Origin of the sequence: Aliivibrio sifiae (assembly GCF_002954715.1) — a bacterium.
GTDB classification, from domain to species: domain Bacteria; phylum Pseudomonadota; class Gammaproteobacteria; order Enterobacterales; family Vibrionaceae; genus Aliivibrio; species Aliivibrio sifiae.
In genome coordinates this window covers 2,290,570-2,310,506 of record NZ_MSCP01000001.1, presented here as the reverse complement: position 1 = coordinate 2,310,506, position 19,937 = coordinate 2,290,570, and the positions used below count along the sequence as shown (strand labels likewise).

The window sequence follows — 19,937 nt, the reverse complement described above, 5'->3', positions numbered from 1 at the left end:
TGGTATAAAAAAAGCTCAGATAATTCTGAGCTTTTTTGTATATATGATTTATTGATTAGTCATCAATAATGATTTTAAGACCAACCGTTTTGTTTCTTTTTACGACTTGGGATCATGTGAGGAAGTAGAAGGCCAAACAGTAGACCAATACCTGCAACACCACCGCCGTACATGAAGTACTTAAGTAATAAGTCTTCTTTTTGCGTATCTAATTTAGCGCGTAATTCACGAATTTCAGATTGAGAGCTAACCAATTGGTTATTTACATCGCTGTAGCTTTGCTCTAAATCTTGCATTTGTTGGTTACGTTGAGTCAAGCTATCAGCTAACCCCGCTTTCTCATCATTCGCAGCTTTACGAGCGTTAGCCAGTTGTGTTTTTACTGAAGTAAGTTCAGCCTCAACTTTTGGTAAGCGCTCACCTAGGCCCGCTTGGCGAGAAACAAATTTACTTTCAACCCAGCCCTTACGGCCTTTAGTATCCACAATTTGTGTGAAGCCAGAGTTTTTGTTGCTGCTTAATAGAGTAATGCGCTCACCCGCATTTACACTACCTATGATTTTGTATTGATTACTTGGACCTGAGTGCATGTACGTAAACAGGTTATCAGAAATATAACGAGTTTGAGCTTGCGCTGGCGCAGCAATAGCCCAAGTAAGTAGAATCAGGCTAATAAAATGCTTCACAATAATATTCCTTTGAAAAATGGTCTTGAACCTTCTAAGTAAAGAGAAAAAGAACTTACTCATCACGACAGATTCAAACGAAGTTATAGATACTAAAAATATTTAAGCCCAGATGCAAGAAAAGAGGAGATTTTACTCTCCTCTTTGTGCAATTGTTTCAAAATTGATTAAGGTTAGACTGGAGCGCCGATACCAAAGATTGCTTGCATTGCGTAGTAGAAAACTACAGCCAATAATGCACCAGCCGGTAGCGTAACAACCCAAGACGCTACGATATTACGTACTACGCCTAAGTTTAGTGCGCCAATACCACGTGCAAAACCTACACCTAATACAGCACCAACTAGAGTTTGAGTTGTTGAAATAGGAAGACCAGTACCAGAAGCTAACACTACCGTTGATGCTGTTGCTAATTGAGCAGCAAAACCACGGCTAGGAGTCAGTTCAGTGATACCTGTACCTACTGTTGCCATTACTTTATGACCTAATGTTGCAAGACCAACAACGATACCAATACCACCTAGAGGAAGGATCCACCAAGCGATAGTACTCTTCGTTGTGATTTCACCCATATGCTCTACGGTTGATACAACAGCAGACAGTGGACCAATTGCGTTAGCAACATCATTAGAACCATGAGCAAATGCCATTGCACATGCGGTAATAACCATTAACGTACTAAAAATACTTTCTACGCCAGTAAAACCACGGCTGTCTTTCTCATCATTTACTGTATTTGCAAATTTACGAGAGATATACAGATAACCACCGACCATTACTAATGCTGATACGCCTGCAGACGCAACCCAAGCTTCGCCATTAGATAGATGAAGACCAACGTGCTTTAGACCTTTTTTGATAGTAACAAGTGCAATAACCATAGTGGTGATGAACATGTATACCGGAACAAAACGTTTAGCATTCATTAATGGCTTATCTGTATCAAATATCAGTCGTTGAGCACTGATAAAGATCATGTAAGCAAAAATACCGGATATGAGAGGGGTGATTAACCAGCTCCCTACGATACCTTGAACTGAGTTCCAATCAACCGCTTCTGTACCTACAGCAACACACGCGAAACCGATGATAGCACCGATGATAGAGTGAGTTGTTGATACCGGCCAGCCCATGTAAGACGCAAGCAATAACCAAGTACCCGCAGCAAGAAGTGCTGACATCATGCCGTAAACTAATACTTCAGGCTGATGGGAAAAAAGAGAGGTATCAATTACCCCTTTACGAATTGTATCTGTAACTTCGCCACCGGCAAGGTATGCCCCTGCAAATTCGAAGATCATAGCAATGATGATCGCTTGTTTTACTGTTAGTGCTTTAGACCCTACAGAGGTGCCCATTGCATTGGCTACATCATTTGCACCAATACCAATAGCCATAAGGAAGCCGAAGAAGGCCGCAACTAAAATAAGGGTCGTGCCGTAGTTAGCAAGAATATCCATTGTATTACCTGTTACTGAATCACAAACTTATGAGCGAGATAGCATTAGTTCTAAACGAGAACCAACACGCTGTGCTTGGTCGGCAATGCCACCAACCCACTCAAGGATTTTATAAAGGAACATAACATCGATCGGATTGTACTTGTGTTCGATGCTCATGAGTTGCTGGCGCAGTTGAATTTGCAATTCATCAGTATCATCTTCAATGATATCTAATTTATTGATCATCTCAGCAACCAAAGTGACTTCACGTCCCTTAAAGCCGGTTTCTAATAGCTCGTCCAATTCGCTGATCACTTCTTGCGCTTGATTAGCCGCATCTAAACAACGTTGAACATAAGCTAAAAATGCGTCCTGCATAGAGCTTGGAATTTCAAGTTGGCGACCAACAACGCGACCTGCGATGTCTTTAGCCAGGTTTGCAAGTTTATCTTGCTGAGTTAACAGACCGAGCATGTCGGTACGGTCAACAGGCATGAATAACCCACGAGGAAGTTTTAAACGAATTTCACGTTTTAGAACATCCGCTTCTTTCTCTAAATGAGAAATTTGCGCACGAAGTTCACTCGCTTTTTCCCAATCACCTTTTGCACACGTTTCGAAAAACGGAATAAGAAGTGAGCAGCATTCATTGACACAAACAACGTGACGCTGCAAAGGTTTCATTGGGGACTTTGCGAATAACCCCATAATAGTATTTACTGGCATGGTTTCTTAACCTAATAAAACAAGTACCTAATGGTGAATTGTTAGACGATGGCCATAAAGGCGCGAATGTTAACCCAATCCCACTATCAATAAAACTACTTTAGATCATGGTTTTGGCATTATTTGTTGCTTGATACCGAACAGTTTAAGCCATATCCTTGGAAAGACAACGGTTATGAGGTCATTATGGAAACTGAAATAGAACTGAAATTTTTTGTTTTTCCTGAGTTTGTAGACACTATTATAGACAAAATATCAGGAGCGAAAGTCATAGAGCAGAGTTGCCTTAACTTGGGTAACATCTATTTTGACACACCCGAACAGCATCTTCGTAAGCATGACACAGGCTTACGTATTCGTCGATTTAACGATGAAAGAACCCAAACATTGAAGACTGCAGGTCGAGTTGTTGCCGGATTACACCAGCGACCAGAGTACAATGCAGAGCATGATTCTGATGTCCCTAATGTCAATTTACACCCTCAAGATGCTTGGCCTAGCGATATTACGTTAGACGATCTTCAGCAACAGCTAGCCCCTTTATTTTCGACTAATTTCGTACGTCAACAATGGTTAGTTGCGATGCCTGATGGCAGTGAAATAGAACTGGCCTTTGACCAAGGTGAAGTCATTGCTGGTGATAAAACCACACCAATTTGCGAAGTAGAACTAGAGCTTAAGTCAGGACAAACGGATGCATTATTTACACTAGCTCGTGATTTATGTAGCTCGGGTGGAATGCGTCTAGGTAACCAAAGTAAAGCGGCCAAAGGGTATCGTTTAGCGATGAATACTCCAGCGGATAAAGTAAAAAACTTGTCGTTAGTGAGAACGGAGTCTAGTGACAGCGTTGAAACGTGCTTTATTAATTCTTTGGAATACGCACTTTCTCATTGGCATTATCACGAACAAATTTATATCGACACACAAGATCTACTTGCTTTGCAGGAGATCCGTATAGCGATAGCCTTTCTACGCCAAATATTTTTGGTGTTTGGTGAAATGGTGCCAAAACGTGCAAGTGAATTGTTGCGCCAAGAGTTAAAGTGGTTAGAAGAGCAGCTTCATTGGTTAGATGAATCAGAGCACCTAGACTACTTAATTGAAGAAAAAGGCAATGTATTAAGAAAATTAGATGCGAGAAAGTTCTTAGTTGCTAGTCTTAAAGAAAGTGCAGAATCGTTACCAAAGACAGATGAAATGATGTCTTTATTAATGTCATCTCGTTATTGTGGTTTGCTATTAGATTTGAGTCGTTGGATTTTAACGCGTGATTGGCAGCCATTTTTAGACGATAAAAAGCGTCAAATATTGCAAGAATCTATCGATAGTCATTCTGGGACTTTACTCGACCGTACTTGGGAAGCATTAGATTCCGCATTCTCTACAGAAAATCAATTATTACCCGTAGATTACTTTAAGCAAAAAATGCGTTTACGCCGTAATCTAATGACAGGGACGTGTTTTGCTCTTATTTATGACGATGAGAGACGGAAAGGGTTCCGCTTACCTTGGCTTGATTTATTGCAAGGTATAGATGACTTGATGAGTTTGGAACCATTAAGAACTCGAGTTCAGTTGCTAGATGACGAGGAAGAGCGAGAGCAACTTGTGCGTTGGTTACTCCGCCAAGAGCGTTCAATTCTTCATGCGATGGAACAAACCCGTAAAGCGGGGCTAGAATACCCTCCTTATTGGCAATAACTTTACGTCTAATAAGAATGTGTAATCATATAAAAGAGAAGTAATCACTTCTCTTTTATATTATTTATCTGATCTAGCTTTTGTAGTATTTCAGTTTGTTGTTGTAAAAGTAGTTCTAGCTTTTCATCTCTATGGTGCCTATCTTCTTGTTCTTTTTTTCTTTTCTCAATTTTTGAGGGCTCGGTAATTATTGAAGTTATCAAACCTGAAATCATACCAAAAATCCCCACACCTGAAATAATTACTAATACAGCCAGTATTTTTCCAGCCATGGTTACTGGGTAGTGATCGCCATATCCAACCGTTGATATAGTTACAAAAGCCCACCATACCGCATCGCTTGCTGTATGGATATTTGCATTAGGATCATTGCCTTCAAACATCAGCATAAAGACAGACCCTAAAGAAATTAGTGTGACCATTAAAATGAGAATAGAAGCAATGGTCGCTTCTTTTCGATTTGATTGGATTTGTTTTAACAAAGATTGGCTTGAACGAAGTAAACGAAAAACACGTAAAATATGAAATATACGAGCATAGCGTACTGGTTCAATAATTGGGATGCTAGCAACAAAGTCAATCCAGTGTTCTTTTAAATATTGGAGCTTATGTTTGCTACGGAAAAAATCAACTGAAAGCTGAAATATAAAGAGACCACATATAATGGTATCAAGGGTGATCAGTATCGTTCGGCTATTGTGTTCTAGTGGTACGAACAGAAGGCTTGAGATCACAATTAACGATAAAAAGGATAGTATCAGTGACATTAAACTCATGGGTTTAAGGTCAATTTTGTTATGATTCATGTTAATTACTTATGTCTGTCTGTCGATATAAAATAGAAATATGTGTTTGCATGATGATAAGCGTTATACGTTTTCATCATGCACTAAAAAAATTGATTCCGAAAGGTAGTGAGGGAAGAGAATGTTAACAATAGCTTTTAAGCCATGGGAAAGGCTGGTCACTGATATTAAGTTAGTGCCAAAGCTGGTCATGTTAATGGTATTTAGTACGGTTTTGTTGGTGTCAAAACAGTTATGGGACGCAAATACTTTTTACCAAGCAGTAATTACTATTCAAAAAGAGCAAGCCAAAGAGTCAGCTATTGCCAGCGCTGAGTTAGTTGATAGCATTTTAAGTAATAAGCCAAACGGTAAAGAACTCGCTAGTGAGGCAATTAGTATTCAATCTAATGCATTGGCTAAAGGTAATTATGTTTATGTGATAGATCGTGATAGCGGCAAAGTGTTTGGTCATCAATCGGTGAAGTCACTTTCTTCTCTTTCGTCTTCATTAGATGAGGGGCGTTCATTAAAAGAGGTGCTTCAGGGGCTTTCTTCTCAAAAAGCGTATTCTCTTAATGATCACAGTCGTTATGAATTTGCAGTAAAAGTGCCTAGCCATAATTGGGTAGTGGTGGCTTCTCAAACATCAGAGAGTGCTGAGGTATATTATCAAGATTATCTTTTCCAAGTTATTTGGCAAACGATAGTCATGATCGTTGCTTTTATGGTTATTCTTCTTGGTGCTTCAAGTATTATGTTACGTCAAATGCGCTACTTAAATGCATCAATGAAAGAAATTGCAGCCCAAAATTTATCTGAACCGGTAGAAATGAACTGTAAAGATGAATTTGGTGATTTAGCAAGAGAGTTAAATAAAACCCGTTTACAACTTAAATCAGTCGTTGAAACTCAATTGGCGGCTTCCCAAGAGTTATCTAGCCTAACAGAGATCATGACGATCAGTATGGAAGGAACAAAAGAAGCTGCTCAAGAAGAGTTTGCTGAAATAGATCAACTTGCTACGGCGATGAGTGAAATGAGTTCAACGGTACAAAATGTGGCAGAAAATGCACGTAATGCATCGGCTGGTACAGAGCAAGCTCAAGAGCAAGCAAAAGTCGGGCAACAGTTTGTAGAAGGTACGATCGTTAAAATTCAAGCGCTATCTGGTGACATTGCCGCTTCTGCTGAGGTGGTTAATCAGGTTGAAGAGCGTGTTATGTCTATTAGCTCAGTGGTTGAAACGATTCGTGGTATTTCAGAGCAGACGAATTTATTGGCATTAAATGCGGCAATTGAAGCTGCACGAGCTGGGGATGCTGGACGTGGTTTTGCTGTGGTTGCAGATGAAGTTAGAAACCTAGCGCAAAGTACACAAGGTGCCACGGTTGAAATTCAAGATATGATCACTCAACTTCAAAATAGTGCAAATCAAGCGGTTGAGCTAATGGAGAAGAGTGTTGTTGAAGCGGCTGAAGGTGTTGAGTTAGTGACTAACGCTGGTACAGAGTTAAACAGTATTGTGAGCCAAGTTAGTAGTATTAATGAAATGAACTTCCAAATCGCAAGTGCGGCAGAACAGCAAAGCAGCGTTGCGGAAGAAATGGATCAAAACCTGACGAATGTTCGAGAGCTGGTTGACGCTTCTGTGGTTGTCATGACAGAGCTAACAGAGACTTCTGAAGAGATACAAAAAAATGCGGAAGAATTAGAAGAAAAAATGAAAGTATTTAAGATCTAACGCATTGGTTTTATTTCCTGACGCCTACACTCAGTTGTAGGCGTTTTTGTTTGCGGCTAATAATAAAGTTTGGCACCATTATTTTATCCGTTATGCTGTATTAACTAACGTTATGGAAATTTCGATAAGGAATATCATGTCTTTGCCATCATCATTACAAACTCTTGCTGAGCGTCGTCAGCAAGAGTTGACTCATCTTTCTCATGTTCAAAATTGGCCTGAACTGTATCAGCAGCAATTACTTATTGCTCTTGGCTGTAGTGACTTTTTACACGAATGCTTTCAAAAAGATGAATTCCTGTGTCAGCATTTTCCATCAATGTTTAAAGCAGCAGACAGAAGTGAGCAATACCGCTCTCGATTACAGGCAATACTGTCGTCCTGTACTGATGAACATGGATTAATGAGAGAGCTACGTTATTTCCGCCGACGTGAAATGGCTTATATAGCATGGCGCGATTTTACTTATACTCATTCCGCTGACAATAATTGGTCTTTAGAAATCAGTCTTTCTCACCTTTCCTTACTCGCAGAAGCACTAATAGTTGAATCTTACCAATGGCTTTACAAGCAAGCATGTATTGATTGGGGAATACCAATAAATGCGCAAGGTGAAGAGCAGCCGATGCTCATTATTGGTATGGGTAAACTAGGTGGCGGAGAGTTGAACTTCTCATCTGATATCGATTTGATTTTTACTTATCCCGAAAATGGCGAGACAGAAGGCGCTCGTCGAAGTATTGCGAATGCTCAATTCTTTACACGCTTAGGTCAAAAACTAATTAAAGTGTTAGATCAAACGACGGTTGATGGTTTCTGTTATCGAGTTGATTTGCGTTTACGTCCTTTTGGTGAAAGTGGACCATTAGTGATGAGTTACGCTGCACTTGAAGATTATTATCAAGAACAAGGGCGTGATTGGGAACGTTACGCGATGATCAAAGCGCGAGTGATGGGAAAAGAAACGTACAGTCATTACCAAGAATTGCGTCAAATGTTACGCCCATTCGTTTTCCGTCGTTATATTGATTTTGGTGCCATTCAAGCACTACGTCGAATGAAATCAATGATAACAACAGAGGTTCGCCGCCGTGGTTTACATGACAATATAAAACTTGGCGCTGGTGGTATTCGAGAAGTTGAGTTTATTGCTCAAGTATTCCAATTAATTCGCGGTGGTAGAGAGCCTTCTTTACGAGGTCGAGGATTATTAGAAACATTAATAGCGATTAAAGAACTAGGGCAATTATCTGTTCAAGAAATTGATGACCTCACCAACGGTTATTGCTTTTTACGTCGTTTAGAGAATTTATTACAAGCGATTGGAGACCAACAAACTCAAACCTTACCAATGGATGATCGCGACCAAACTCGTCTTGCTTTTGCTATGGGAATGCAACATTGGGCTGAGTTGTACTCTGAAATAGAGCACCATATGAATACGATTCATGCCGTATTTGAAGACTTAATTGGCCATGAAGAAGAGGAATCAGAGAGTAGTGTTGGTAAAGCGTATATTGAGTTATGGGATATGGCACATAACCAAGATGTACTTGAGCATATATTACAAGAACTCAACCCAGAACAAGCTGAATCGTTAACTCAACATATTATTGAGTTTAAAGGCGAGTTGAAAAAGAAAACCCTTGGTCCAAGAGGTCGAGAAGCGATTACTAATCTGATGCCAAAGTTGTTTAGTGTGGTGATCAGTCGAGAAGATGCTAGTGATACCTTACCTCGTATTACCAAACTTATTCAAGCGATTGCAACTCGAACTACTTACCTAGAGCTTCTTGATGAGCATAGCGGAGCATTACAACATCTGGTTCGCTTGTGTGCAGCAAGCCCAATGGTTGCAGAACAGTTAACTCGTTACCCAATTCTTCTTGATGAACTATTGGATATAAACCAACTCTATAACCCTATTGAATTAAGTCAGTATAAAGTAGAGCTACATGAGTTTCTTGCTCGCATTCCTGAAGATGACATGGAGCAGCAAATGGAGGCATTGCGTCAGTTTAAGCAAGTGTGTTTGCTAAGAATTGCAGCCTCGGATATCGCTGGTGGGTTATCGCTTATGAAAGTAAGTGATCACTTAACGTATTTATCAGAAGCCATCGTTGAAGCGGTAGTAAACCAAGCTTGGTTACAAGTCACTGAAAAATTTGGTGAACCGACACACCTTGAAGGGCGAGATAGTAAAGGTTTTGCCGTTATAGGTTATGGTAAAGTTGGTGGGTGGGAGTTGGGCTATAATTCCGATCTTGATATTGTCTTTATGCACGATTGCGATGCCAATATTTATACCAATGGTAAAAAAGAGATTGATGGTCGCCAGTTTTATTTACGTTTAGCGCAACGCATTATTCATATATTTTCAGTGCGAACGCCGTCAGGTATTTTGTATGAAGTTGATACCCGTTTACGTCCATCGGGAGCGTCGGGTTTATTGGTCAGTACTAGCGAAGCATTTGATGAATACCAACGAGATGATGCATGGACATGGGAGCATCAAGCTTTAGTCCGTGCACGAATGATTTATGGCGACCGTTTATTACAAGAGGCATTTAATAAAACACGCCATGATATTCTTTGTTTACCTCGAGATGAGAAGGCACTGCAGAAAGATGTCGCTGAAATGCGAGAAAAGATGCGAGATCATTTAGGAGGGAAGAAGGCTGGACGTTTTATGCTTAAACAAGATATCGGTGGTATTACTGATATTGAGTTTTTAGCACAATATTTAGTGCTAAATCACAGCCATCAAGCTCCTAAGTTAACTCGTTGGTCTGATAATGTACGCATCTTTGAAAGTTTTGCACAACAAGGCGTAATGGATGACGAATTATCTCAATTGTTGATCCATGCTTATTGTGTAATGCGAAATGAAATTCATCACCGAAATTTATTAGGCTTTGATGCTGATGTTGATGAAAATAGCTTTAATCAAGAAAGAGAAACGGTAGTAAATGCTTGGAATAATTGGTTTGTTGAGTAAGCATTACTTAACTCTTCGTTTATTATTACTAAGTTGGCGTAGAACTTGCGTAAATGCTACCATTTATAACAGATGATTTTTATAAATAGCTCGAACCGATAATGGTGGATAGTTTGCTGTTTATTGCCCGGAGAAAAGAATGAAACCGACACTTCCTAACTATGATCAGTCTGGTGTATTGATCATTGGTGATGTAATGCTTGACCGTTATTGGGGTGGGCCAACGACTCGTATTTCACCTGAAGCTCCAGTTCCAGTAGTTAAGGTTAATAATATTGAAGAGCGTCCAGGTGGTGCTGCCAACGTTGCAATGAATATTGCCGCATTAGGTGGAGATGCTCACCTAGTTGGTTTAGTGGGTGATGATGAGCCAGCAAAAGCGTTAGGTGCAACATTAGCCTCATTAAAAGTGCATTGTGATTTTGTTACTCTTCCTGAGTTTCCAACAATTACTAAATTACGCGTTATGAGCCGTGGCCAACAGCTTATTCGTTTGGATTTTGAGGAAAGCTTCCATGATGTTCCTGCTGAGCCACTGATCAGCCGTATGCAGGCGACCTTATCCAAAGTAAAAGCCGTTGTATTATCTGATTACGCAAAAGGCGCATTAGAGCACGTACAATTAATGATTCAAGAAGCTCGAAAAGTAAATGTTCCTGTATTCATTGATCCTAAAGGTGCGGATTTTGAGCGTTACCGTGGTGCGACGTTATTAACACCAAACATGCTTGAGTTTGAAACGGTTGTTGGCAAAGTAAAAGATGAAGATGACTTGGTAGTGAAAGGCCAACAAATCATTGAAGAATTTGATTTTGAAGCTTTGCTTGTTACTCGTAGTGAACATGGCATGACATTGCTTCGTCGCGATATGGAACCACTGCACTTACCAACACTTGCTCGTGAAGTATTTGATGTAACTGGTGCCGGTGATACGGTAATTTCTGTACTGGCAGCATCGGTATCAACAGGTAAACCGCTTGATGAAGCATGTGCTTTAGCAAATGCCGCTGCTGGTGTTGTGGTTGGTAAACTTGGTACATCAACGCTATCAACGATTGAATTGGCAGAAGCGATTCACGGTAGCCAAGATTCTGGTTTTGGTATTATTGGTGAAGAACAGCTGATCAGCGCGGTAAAACAAGCGCGTGAACGTGGTGAAAAAGTCGTTATGACTAATGGGTGTTTTGACATTCTCCATGCGGGTCATGTGTCTTACTTAAATCATGCAGCAGAGTTGGGTGATCGCCTAATTGTTGCGGTAAATACGAATGAATCAGTACAACGCCTGAAAGGCCCTGGTCGTCCAATTAATCCTACGGATCGTCGTATGGCAGTATTGGCTGGCTTAGGTGCGGTTGATTGGGTTGTTCCTTTTTCTGAAGATACGCCACAACGTTTAATCTCAGAAGTATTGCCAACCACGCTAGTAAAAGGTGGTGATTATGTGATTGAAGATATTGCTGGTGGTGCAGAAGTCATTGCAGCCGGTGGTGAAGTTAAAGTATTGAACTTTGAAGATGGTTGTTCAACAACTGGCATCATTGAAGCGATTAAAGGCGGTAGAGGTTAATTCTTCTCTGCTCATAAATCTTTAAAACGTTAAAAATAAAAGCCCCATTATCTAGCTGGATAATGGGGCTTTTTTATAAGGTTTATAGAAAGTTAACTAAGTATCATTCTAGTTTTTTTGCTTTTTCAATCATGTTCGTAATTGTTGAGCCTTGAACAAGAATAGAGAAAACAACAACAGAGTAAGTCATCACCAATATAATTTCTCGTACATCAATGTTTTTATCTGGGATAACTAAAATACCAGATGGAATCGCCAAAGCCATTGCCAGAGCTAAGCCTCCACGAAGACCGCCCCACGTTAAAATATTAACTGATAGTGGGTTATAGGTTCTGAAACGCTTAAAACCAATGTATGAAATGAAAACACTTAAATAGCGACTTGCTAGTACCAATGGAATAGATATTGCCATTAAGATCCAATCTTCTTGGTGGAACTGGAACAGCAGCATAGACATACCAATAAGAAGAAATAACACGCCATTTAAAAACTCATCAACTAATTCCCAGAAGTGATCTAAATGATCTTCACTCTCTTTTGAAAAGCCAATATAGCGAGTCCAGTTACCAATCATGATTCCTGATACCACCATCGCTAATGGGCCTGAAACATGAAGTATTTCAGCAAATGCATAGCCAGAGGTTGGAATACCAATTGTTAATAATAGCTCCATTGAGTGGTCATTGGTTGAGCTGATTAAGTAATGGAAAATCAGACCTAAAACTAAACCATAAATGATGCCACCGATTGCTTCTTGCAAAAAGAGTGCGCTAACGCTGCCAACCGTTGGTGTTTCTGAGCCGAAAGCAATGGTAAATAGAGTAACAAAAATAACCAAGCCAAAACCATCATTGAACAGTGATTCACCTTCAATTTGAGTTGAGATACGTTGTGGTGCATTTAATTTTTTCACAATCGCAAGAACAGCAATTGGATCGGTTGGTGAGATAAGAGCACCAAATAATAGGCAGTAGATTAAGTCGAAATTGATGCCAATTAAGTTACATATTCCCCATAGGGCAAAACCTATAAAGAAAGTAGAGAATAAGGTCGCGCCTAAAGCAAGTACGGTAATTTCCCACTTCTGATCTTTGAGGTTTTGTAATTTGATCCCTAAACCACCAGCAAACAGTAAGAAACCTAATATTCCTTTTAATAGAAAATCTTCGAAATTTATATCTGTCAGGGTTTCGGTCGCAATCTCTCTAAGATGAAACCAACCATTATGACCGGCAACAATTATCCCTAGTGACAGCATCATTGAGCCTGCAGTGATTGCTATGGTTGTTTGCATTTTTCCTATTTTGCTATTAAAAAATGCAATTAACATAGCAGCAGCTGCAAGAAAACAGAGTGTGTTATATACGGACATTGTTTAACCTCTATATATGTTATTTGTGTAACAAAATGTGATAGAGGTCATTTTCCACTCAAATTGATAAATATCAAACTTTATTTCGAATTTGTGAAAATAAAACCATTTTGGACGTCTAGATTTCTATTAGATGTGTGATAGGATTGTAACAGAAAAGTATTATGGATGAGGCAGTACCGTGGCAGGAAGCAATAAGAAAACTCAAATAGAAAAACAACTTTTAGAACGTATACTTTTGATAGATGGTGGTATGGGTACCATGATCCAAGAGTATAAGTTTGAAGAGCAAGATTATCGTGGAGAGCGCTTTAGTGATTGGCATTGTGATTTAAAAGGTAACAATGACCTTCTAGTGCTTTCTCGTCCTCAAATTATCAGAGATATTCATTCTGCTTATCTAGAAGCGGGTGCTGATATTTTAGAAACGAACACCTTTAACTCAACAACGATCGCAATGGCTGACTACGACATGGAAAGCTTGAGCGAAGAAATGAATTTTGAAGCGGCGCGATTAGCAAGAGAAGTCGCAGATGAGTGGACATTAAAAACGCCTCATAAACCGCGTTATGTTGCTGGTGTTTTAGGTCCAACGAACCGAACGTGTTCGATTTCCCCAGACGTAAATGACCCTGGTTATCGAAATGTCTCTTTCGATGAATTAGTCGAAGCCTACTCAGAATCAACTCGTGCCTTAATTAAAGGTGGTTCTGATTTAATTCTTATCGAAACTATCTTTGATACTTTGAATGCCAAAGCCTGTTCTTTTGCAGTCGAATCTGTTTTTGAAGAAATGGGTATTATATTACCAGTAATGATTTCTGGTACGATAACCGATGCATCAGGACGTACTTTATCAGGCCAGACAACCGAAGCTTTCTATAACGCATTACGTCATGTTAAACCAATCTCATTTGGTTTGAACTGTGCGTTGGGGCCTGATGAATTACGTGAGTATGTGAGTGAACTATCTCGTATTTCAGAATGCAGTGTATCTGCACACCCTAACGCCGGTTTACCTAACGCCTTTGGTGAATACGATCTCTCTCCAGAAGAAATGGCAGAGCATGTAAAGGAATGGGCTGAAAGTGGTTTCCTAAATTTGATTGGTGGTTGTTGTGGTACGACACCTGAGCATATCCGTCAAATGGCACAAGTGGTTGAAGGTGTTAAGCCGCGTCAATTACCGACACTTCCTGTTGCTTGTCGTTTATCGGGTTTAGAGCCATTAACTATTGAGAAAGACTCTCTTTTTGTAAACGTCGGTGAGAGAACCAATGTTACCGGCTCTGCTCGTTTTAAACGGTTAATTAAAGAAGAGCTATATGATGAAGCATTAAGTGTCGCTCGTGAGCAAGTAGAAAATGGTGCTCAAATCATCGATATCAACATGGATGAAGGCATGCTTGATGCTGAAGCGTGTATGGTTAAATTCTTAAACCTGTGTGCTTCAGAACCAGAGATATCTAAAGTTCCTGTTATGGTCGATTCCTCTAAGTGGGAAGTTATCGAAGCAGGTCTAAAATGTATTCAAGGAAAGGGTATTGTTAACTCAATATCGCTTAAAGAAGGCAAAGAAAAATTCTTACAACAAGCTAAGCTTATCCGTCGCTATGGTGCAGCTGTGATTGTGATGGCTTTTGATGAAGTTGGCCAAGCGGATACGCGTGAGCGAAAAATAGAAATATGTACTAATGCCTATAACATCTTAGTGGATGAAATTGGCTTCCCACCAGAAGACATTATTTTTGACCCTAACATCTTTGCTGTTGCAACTGGAATCGATGAACATAACAACTACGCCGTTGATTTTATTGAAGCCGTTGCTGATATAAAAAGAACGCTTCCCTATGCCATGATTTCAGGTGGCGTATCTAACGTGTCATTCTCATTCCGTGGCAACAACTATGTACGTGAAGCGATTCACGCTGTATTCCTATATCACTGTTTTAAGAACGGTATGGATATGGGCATCGTAAACGCAGGCCAATTAGAGATTTACGATAACTTACCGGAAGATTTACGCGAAGCGGTAGAAGACGTAGTGCTTAACCGTCGTGATGACTCAACAGAACGTCTACTTGATATGGCTACAGAATATTTAGAACGAGCGGTCGGAAAGGTTGAAGATAAATCGGCTTTAGAATGGAGAACATGGTCGGTAGAAAAACGTCTTGAACATTCTTTAGTGAAGGGAATTACAGATTTCATTGTTGAAGATACTGAAGAGGCTCGAGTGAATGCCTCTCGTCCTATTGAAGTGATTGAAGGTCCTTTAATGGACGGCATGAACGTCGTGGGTGATTTATTTGGTGAAGGGAAAATGTTCCTTCCTCAAGTGGTTAAGTCTGCGCGAGTGATGAAACAAGCCGTAGCGCATTTAGAACCTTTTATTAATGCCACTAAAGATGTCGGTTCAACTAATGGCAAAATCTTATTAGCAACGGTGAAAGGTGACGTTCACGATATCGGCAAGAATATTGTTGGGGTTGTTCTTCAATGTAATAACTATGAAATCATTGACCTTGGCGTGATGGTTTCTTGTGAGAAAATACTAAAAGTAGCGAAAGAAGAGAACGTCGATATTATTGGACTTTCAGGCCTTATTACACCATCACTTGATGAGATGGTTCATGTGGCTAAAGAAATGGAGCGTCAAGGCTTTGATTTGCCACTTTTGATTGGTGGGGCAACGACGTCTAAAGCGCATACAGCGGTGAAGATAGAGCAAAACTATTCTCAGCCTGTGGTTTATGTTAATAACGCCTCTCGTGCTGTTGGGGTTTGTACGTCATTGCTTTCTAATGAATTGAAACCTGCATTTGTTGAAAAATTAGATATTGATTATGAACGTGTGCGTGATCAACACAGCCGTAAAACACCACGAACAAAACCTGTTTCTTTAGTAAGAGCACGAGCAAATAAAGTTGATATTGATTGGGTAAACTACATACCTCCTGCACCTGTAAAGCCGGGAGTGCATATTATTGATGATATGGATGTTGCGACGTTACGCCAATATATTGATTGGACACCTTTCTTTATGACGTGGTCCTTAATGGGCAAATATCCTGCAATTCTAGATCATGAAGAAGTCGGTGAAGAAGCGAAGCGTTTGTATAAAGACGCGAATGATCTGCTTGATCGTGTAGAGAAAGAAAAGCTATTAAAAGCACGAGGCATGTGTGCACTTTTCCCTGCTAACAGCGTTGATGATGATATTGAAGTTTATACCGATGAATCACGCACTGAGGTATTGAAAGTGCTACATAATTTACGCCAACAAACAGAGAAACCAAAAGGTTTTAATTACTGTTTGTCTGATTATATAGCACCGAAAAAAAGCGGAAAAGCCGATTGGATTGGTGGTTTTGCAGTGACTGGTGGCATTGGTGAGCGAGAGCTTGCTGATGACTATAAAGCCAAAGGGGACGATTATAATGCCATTATGATCCAAGCGGTTGCTGACCGTTTAGCTGAAGCCTTTGCCGAGTATTTGCATAAGGAAGTACGTAAAGATATTTGGGGATATTCCCCAGATGAAGACCTGTCGAATGATGATCTTATCCGTGAAAAATACCAAGGTATTCGCCCTGCACCTGGTTATCCAGCTTGTCCTGAACACACAGAAAAAGGAACGCTATGGGAGCTAATGGATGTTGAAAATGCGATTGGAATGTCATTAACCTCTAGCTACGCTATGTGGCCAGGAGCCTCGGTTTCTGGCATGTATTTCTCTCATCCTGATTCTCGTTATTTTGCGATAGCTCAGATCCAAAAAGATCAGGCAGAAAGTTATGCAGAAAGAAAAGGTTGGGATATGTTAGAGACGGAAAAATGGTTAGGTCCAAACTTAAACTAGTCTTCTTAAATAAAATACATTAAAACAAAAAGCCCATTCGTTAGTAACGAATGGGCTTTTTTAGATTAGCTTAAAGTGTAGGCTTATTTTTCAAAAAGTTCTTTATGGAGCACTTTTACTGCTTGTTTAGATTCTGATTCATGTAATAAGAAACACAGATTATGCTGGCTCGCACCATAACAAATCATACGTAAATTAAAGTCTTCTAAAGTGCCGAAGACTTGTTTAGCTGACCCTTTAGAGTGACTCATTTGATTACCTATGAGGGCAATTAAGCATAGGTTGTGTTCTATCTCTATTGTACAAAGCTCTTCTAGCTCTTGTTGTGCTTCTGATGGTAATTCAGGTGCTTTACCATTGGTATTTGTTTGATCTAACGTTAATGCAACACTAACTTCTGAGGTTGTAATTAAATCTACAGAGATTTGGTATTTTGCTAAAATTTTAAATACTTCAGCAAGGAAGCCGTAAGCATGGAACATGTTTGGACTGTGTAATGTCACCATGGTTTGATTACAACGTAAGGTTAACGCTCTAAATAAAGGAGCACTGTTTACCTGCTGTTTAATCCATGTACCGCCTTTTTCTGGTTCTTTTGACGAGCCAACAAATACAGGAATTTGATGACGAAGCGCAGGAAGTAAAGTTGATGGGTGCAATATTTTAGCCCCATAATTGGCCATTTCCGAGGCTTCACTGAAGCTGATTTCAGGGATTGGTGAGGCAGCAGAGGCAATACGTGGGTCGGTCGTATAAATGCCTGGAACATCTGTCCAAATTTCTAACCCGCAAGCATTAACGGATTCTGCTATTAATGCAGCACTGTAATCGCTACCCCCTCGGCCTAATGTTGTTGTATTGTCCTCGCTATCAGAGCCTATAAATCCTTGAGTAACAACAATATGCTTTTGACACAGAGGAATCAGTTTTTCTTGAGCTAGACGAGTTATTTCTTCAAGTTGAGGTTCTCCCTTGCCAAACTTCGAATCGGTGCGTAATACGGTACGAATATCAAAGCGAACTGCTGAGTTTCCACGTTCAATCAATAATTGTGTAAAAAGGTGGGTAGACATTAACTCACCACAAGCAACCAGGTGATCGGTAAGTCTGTCGTTAGATTGAAACGCTGCCGCATCTGCCGCTTTTTCTACATCATCAAGGATTTCAAGAATGACTTTTTCTGGATAAATGGGATCAGAAAGTTGGTCTAATACAGAAAAATGAATGGATTTTAGTTCTGAGAGGATTGCTTTTTTTCTTTGGTTATCTTGTGTGCCGTTGGCAAGTTCAACTAAAAGATTAGTGACACCCGAACAAGCACTGATAACGACAAGGTGAGTATTTTGGTTTTGTTCTATGACATAAGCACTGCGGCTCATTGCTTCAAAATTTGCAACGCTTGTTCCGCCAAATTTAGCAACATTTATAGGGTTCACTTTCCTGTCTCCCGACTACATCCAATGTGGAAATAAATGTGAAGAGTCATAGCAAAAAATAAATAGCTGCTAGAAGCTCTCCACTTAAAATTAAGTGGCAATCGTAAGGATTCAGCCAATACGATCGATAATCTCTTCCCAATTAAGACTATCTCGGCACTGCTCTCCCTCACTTATTTGTTTGGGAGTTTGGGCTCCACAAATAAAGCTACCTAGGCAGTGCTCCTCTTCTGTGTATGTTTTATACAACAAAACATATGTTAACAATGTGCTTTTTTATGAAACAAATGTCAATCAATAGTAATGACTTTATTTGTATTTCTCCGATTTAAAGTGAATATAAGTATTTTATGGTTATTTTGTATAGTTAAGTCACTCTAATTACTTCGTCTAATTGAGTTTAATTATTATTGTGTCTATTCTTTAAACACCCTATATTTCAAGGAGTGAATGATGCAAAGTTTTATCCCACCAAAAAGAACCCTTATGGGACCTGGACCTTCTGATATATCGCCACAAGTATTACAAGCGCTAAGTCGACCAACGATTGGTCATTTAGATCCTCTGTTTATAAAAATGATGGATGAAGTAAAAGAGCTACTTAAGTATGCATTTCAAACAGAAAATGAATTCACTATTGCGGTTTCTGCACCTGGAAGCGCGGGAATGGAGACTTGTTTTGTTAACTTAGTGGAAGAAGGTGAAAAAGTATTAGTTTGTCGTAATGGTGTTTTTGGTGAACGAATGCGTCAGAACGTTGAACGATGTGGTGGAACCGCGATTGTCATTGATGATAAGTGGGGCGAGCCAGTTTCATTAAATAAAATTGAAGAGGCTCTGAAACAACATTCAGATATTAAGATAGTCGCTTTTGTTCATGCAGAAACATCGACGGGTGTATTAAGTGATGCTGAAGCCATTTCAAATTTAGCTCGTCAGTATGGATGTTTAACCATTGTTGATGCGGTAACATCGTTAGGTGGCGTACCATTATTCGTGGATAAATGGCAATTAGATGCGGTTTATTCTGGCTCTCAAAAATGTTTATCTTGTACTCCTGGCTTATCACCAGTGACGTTTTCTGAACGAGCAGTGGATAAGATGAAATCAAGAATTAAGCCTGTTCAAAGTTGGTTCTTAGATCAAAGTTTAGTGCTGTCTTATTGGAGTGGCGAAGGAAAGCGAAGCTATCACCATACTGCACCTGTGAATAGTTTGTATGCATTACATGAATCATTATTAATGCTTAAAAATGAAGGGTTAGAAGCCGCTTGGAGTCGACACGCATTTTACCACCAAGAGTTAAAACAAGGATTAGAATCGTTAGGCATTCAGTTTATGGTTGATGAAGCGTATCGTTTACCACAGCTTAATGCCGTTTATATCCCAAAAGGTGTTAGCGATGTGGAAGTTAGAAGTCGATTACTGAATGAGTATAATTTAGAAATTGGTGCAGGGTTGGGAGATTTAGCCGGAAAGACTTGGCGTATTGGTTTGATGGGTTATGCGGCCAAGAAAGAGAACGTCGCGTTATGCTTAAAAGCATTGTCAGATGTTCTTTAGAACATAAATAAAAAGCCGCTAAAATGTCAGCGGCTTTTTACTGTATTTC

At 39.8% G+C, this 19,937-nt stretch carries 12 protein-coding genes and 1 riboswitch; of the genes, 6 read left to right on the top strand and 6 right to left on the bottom strand.

The window, feature by feature from the left end; genetic code table 11:
* Positions 1-74: 74 nt before the first annotated feature.
* The 3 genes from BTO23_RS10370 to BTO23_RS10360 form a co-directional block, all read right to left on the bottom strand.
* Positions 75-686, bottom strand: a complete 612-nt coding sequence (locus BTO23_RS10370; RefSeq protein WP_060992588.1) for a TIGR04211 family SH3 domain-containing protein — start codon at positions 684-686, stop codon at positions 75-77.
* Positions 687-859: 173 nt separating this feature from the next.
* Entirely contained in the window at positions 860-2,146 is a 1,287-nt protein-coding gene (locus BTO23_RS10365; protein WP_105063446.1) for an inorganic phosphate transporter, read from the bottom strand.
* A gap of 27 nt (positions 2,147-2,173) precedes the next feature.
* Positions 2,174-2,854 carry a TIGR00153 family protein gene (locus BTO23_RS10360; protein WP_060992586.1) on the bottom strand — a complete coding sequence of 227 codons (681 nt, stop codon included), beginning with the start codon at positions 2,852-2,854 and terminating at the stop codon, positions 2,174-2,176.
* A gap of 186 nt (positions 2,855-3,040) precedes the next feature.
* On the opposite strand from BTO23_RS10360, the gene BTO23_RS10355 reads away from it, so the two are divergent.
* Complete coding sequence (locus BTO23_RS10355) at positions 3,041-4,558, top strand: CYTH and CHAD domain-containing protein (RefSeq protein ID WP_060992585.1); 1,518 nt, start codon at positions 3,041-3,043, stop codon at positions 4,556-4,558.
* 44 nt (positions 4,559-4,602) lie between these two features.
* Here BTO23_RS10355 and BTO23_RS10350 read toward each other — a convergent pair whose 3' ends face one another.
* The gene (locus BTO23_RS10350; RefSeq protein ID WP_061004707.1) at positions 4,603-5,364 is read right to left on the bottom strand and encodes an ion transporter; all 762 of its coding nucleotides are present in this window, start codon (positions 5,362-5,364) and stop codon (positions 4,603-4,605) included.
* Positions 5,365-5,485: 121 nt separating this feature from the next.
* On the opposite strand from BTO23_RS10350, the gene BTO23_RS10345 reads away from it, so the two are divergent.
* From BTO23_RS10345 to hldE, 3 genes are all read left to right on the top strand, one after another.
* Positions 5,486-7,087 (top strand): methyl-accepting chemotaxis protein, encoded by a 1,602-nt coding sequence (locus BTO23_RS10345; protein ID WP_105063445.1) that lies wholly within the window; start codon positions 5,486-5,488, stop codon positions 7,085-7,087.
* A 136-nt stretch (positions 7,088-7,223) separates the two neighbouring features.
* Complete coding sequence (gene glnE, locus BTO23_RS10340) at positions 7,224-10,085, top strand: bifunctional [glutamate--ammonia ligase]-adenylyl-L-tyrosine phosphorylase/[glutamate--ammonia-ligase] adenylyltransferase (protein ID WP_105063444.1); 2,862 nt, start codon at positions 7,224-7,226, stop codon at positions 10,083-10,085.
* A gap of 139 nt (positions 10,086-10,224) precedes the next feature.
* The gene (hldE, locus tag BTO23_RS10335; protein WP_060992581.1) at positions 10,225-11,655 is read left to right on the top strand and encodes a bifunctional D-glycero-beta-D-manno-heptose-7-phosphate kinase/D-glycero-beta-D-manno-heptose 1-phosphate adenylyltransferase HldE; all 1,431 of its coding nucleotides are present in this window, start codon (positions 10,225-10,227) and stop codon (positions 11,653-11,655) included.
* 103 nt (positions 11,656-11,758) lie between these two features.
* On the opposite strand, the gene BTO23_RS10330 is transcribed toward hldE, so the two are convergent.
* Positions 11,759-13,027, bottom strand: a complete 1,269-nt coding sequence (locus tag BTO23_RS10330; RefSeq protein ID WP_061004703.1) for a cation:proton antiporter — start codon at positions 13,025-13,027, stop codon at positions 11,759-11,761.
* A 181-nt stretch (positions 13,028-13,208) separates the two neighbouring features.
* Here BTO23_RS10330 and metH point away from each other — a divergent pair, with 181 nt between their 5' ends.
* On the top strand, positions 13,209-16,889 hold the full coding sequence (gene metH / locus BTO23_RS10325; RefSeq protein ID WP_105063443.1) for a methionine synthase: 3,681 nt from the start codon (positions 13,209-13,211) through the stop codon (positions 16,887-16,889).
* Positions 16,890-16,972: 83 nt separating this feature from the next.
* Here metH and lysC read toward each other — a convergent pair whose 3' ends face one another.
* Complete coding sequence (gene lysC / locus BTO23_RS10320) at positions 16,973-18,325, bottom strand: lysine-sensitive aspartokinase 3 (RefSeq protein WP_105063442.1); 1,353 nt, start codon at positions 18,323-18,325, stop codon at positions 16,973-16,975.
* A 65-nt stretch (positions 18,326-18,390) separates the two neighbouring features.
* Positions 18,391-18,563: riboswitch (Lysine riboswitch) on the bottom strand.
* A 215-nt stretch (positions 18,564-18,778) separates the two neighbouring features.
* Between lysC and BTO23_RS10315 the strand changes: the two genes are divergently transcribed.
* On the top strand, positions 18,779-19,888 hold the full coding sequence (locus BTO23_RS10315) for a pyridoxal-phosphate-dependent aminotransferase family protein (protein WP_105063441.1): 1,110 nt from the start codon (positions 18,779-18,781) through the stop codon (positions 19,886-19,888).
* The last annotated feature ends 49 nt before the right edge of the window (positions 19,889-19,937 follow it).

Coding starts and splice junctions, on each gene's coding strand:
- BTO23_RS10330 (WP_061004703.1), bottom strand. CDS start 13,027: ATGTCCGTATATAACACACTCTGTTTTCTTGCAGCTGCTGCTATGTTA.
- BTO23_RS10345 (WP_105063445.1), top strand. CDS start 5,486: ATGTTAACAATAGCTTTTAAGCCATGGGAAAGGCTGGTCACTGATATT.
- BTO23_RS10360 (WP_060992586.1), bottom strand. CDS start 2,854: ATGCCAGTAAATACTATTATGGGGTTATTCGCAAAGTCCCCAATGAAA.
- hldE (WP_060992581.1), top strand. CDS start 10,225: ATGAAACCGACACTTCCTAACTATGATCAGTCTGGTGTATTGATCATT.
- glnE (WP_105063444.1), top strand. CDS start 7,224: ATGTCTTTGCCATCATCATTACAAACTCTTGCTGAGCGTCGTCAGCAA.
- BTO23_RS10355 (WP_060992585.1), top strand. CDS start 3,041: ATGGAAACTGAAATAGAACTGAAATTTTTTGTTTTTCCTGAGTTTGTA.
- BTO23_RS10350 (WP_061004707.1), bottom strand. CDS start 5,364: ATGAATCATAACAAAATTGACCTTAAACCCATGAGTTTAATGTCACTG.
- BTO23_RS10315 (WP_105063441.1), top strand. CDS start 18,779: ATGCAAAGTTTTATCCCACCAAAAAGAACCCTTATGGGACCTGGACCT.
- BTO23_RS10365 (WP_105063446.1), bottom strand. CDS start 2,146: ATGGATATTCTTGCTAACTACGGCACGACCCTTATTTTAGTTGCGGCC.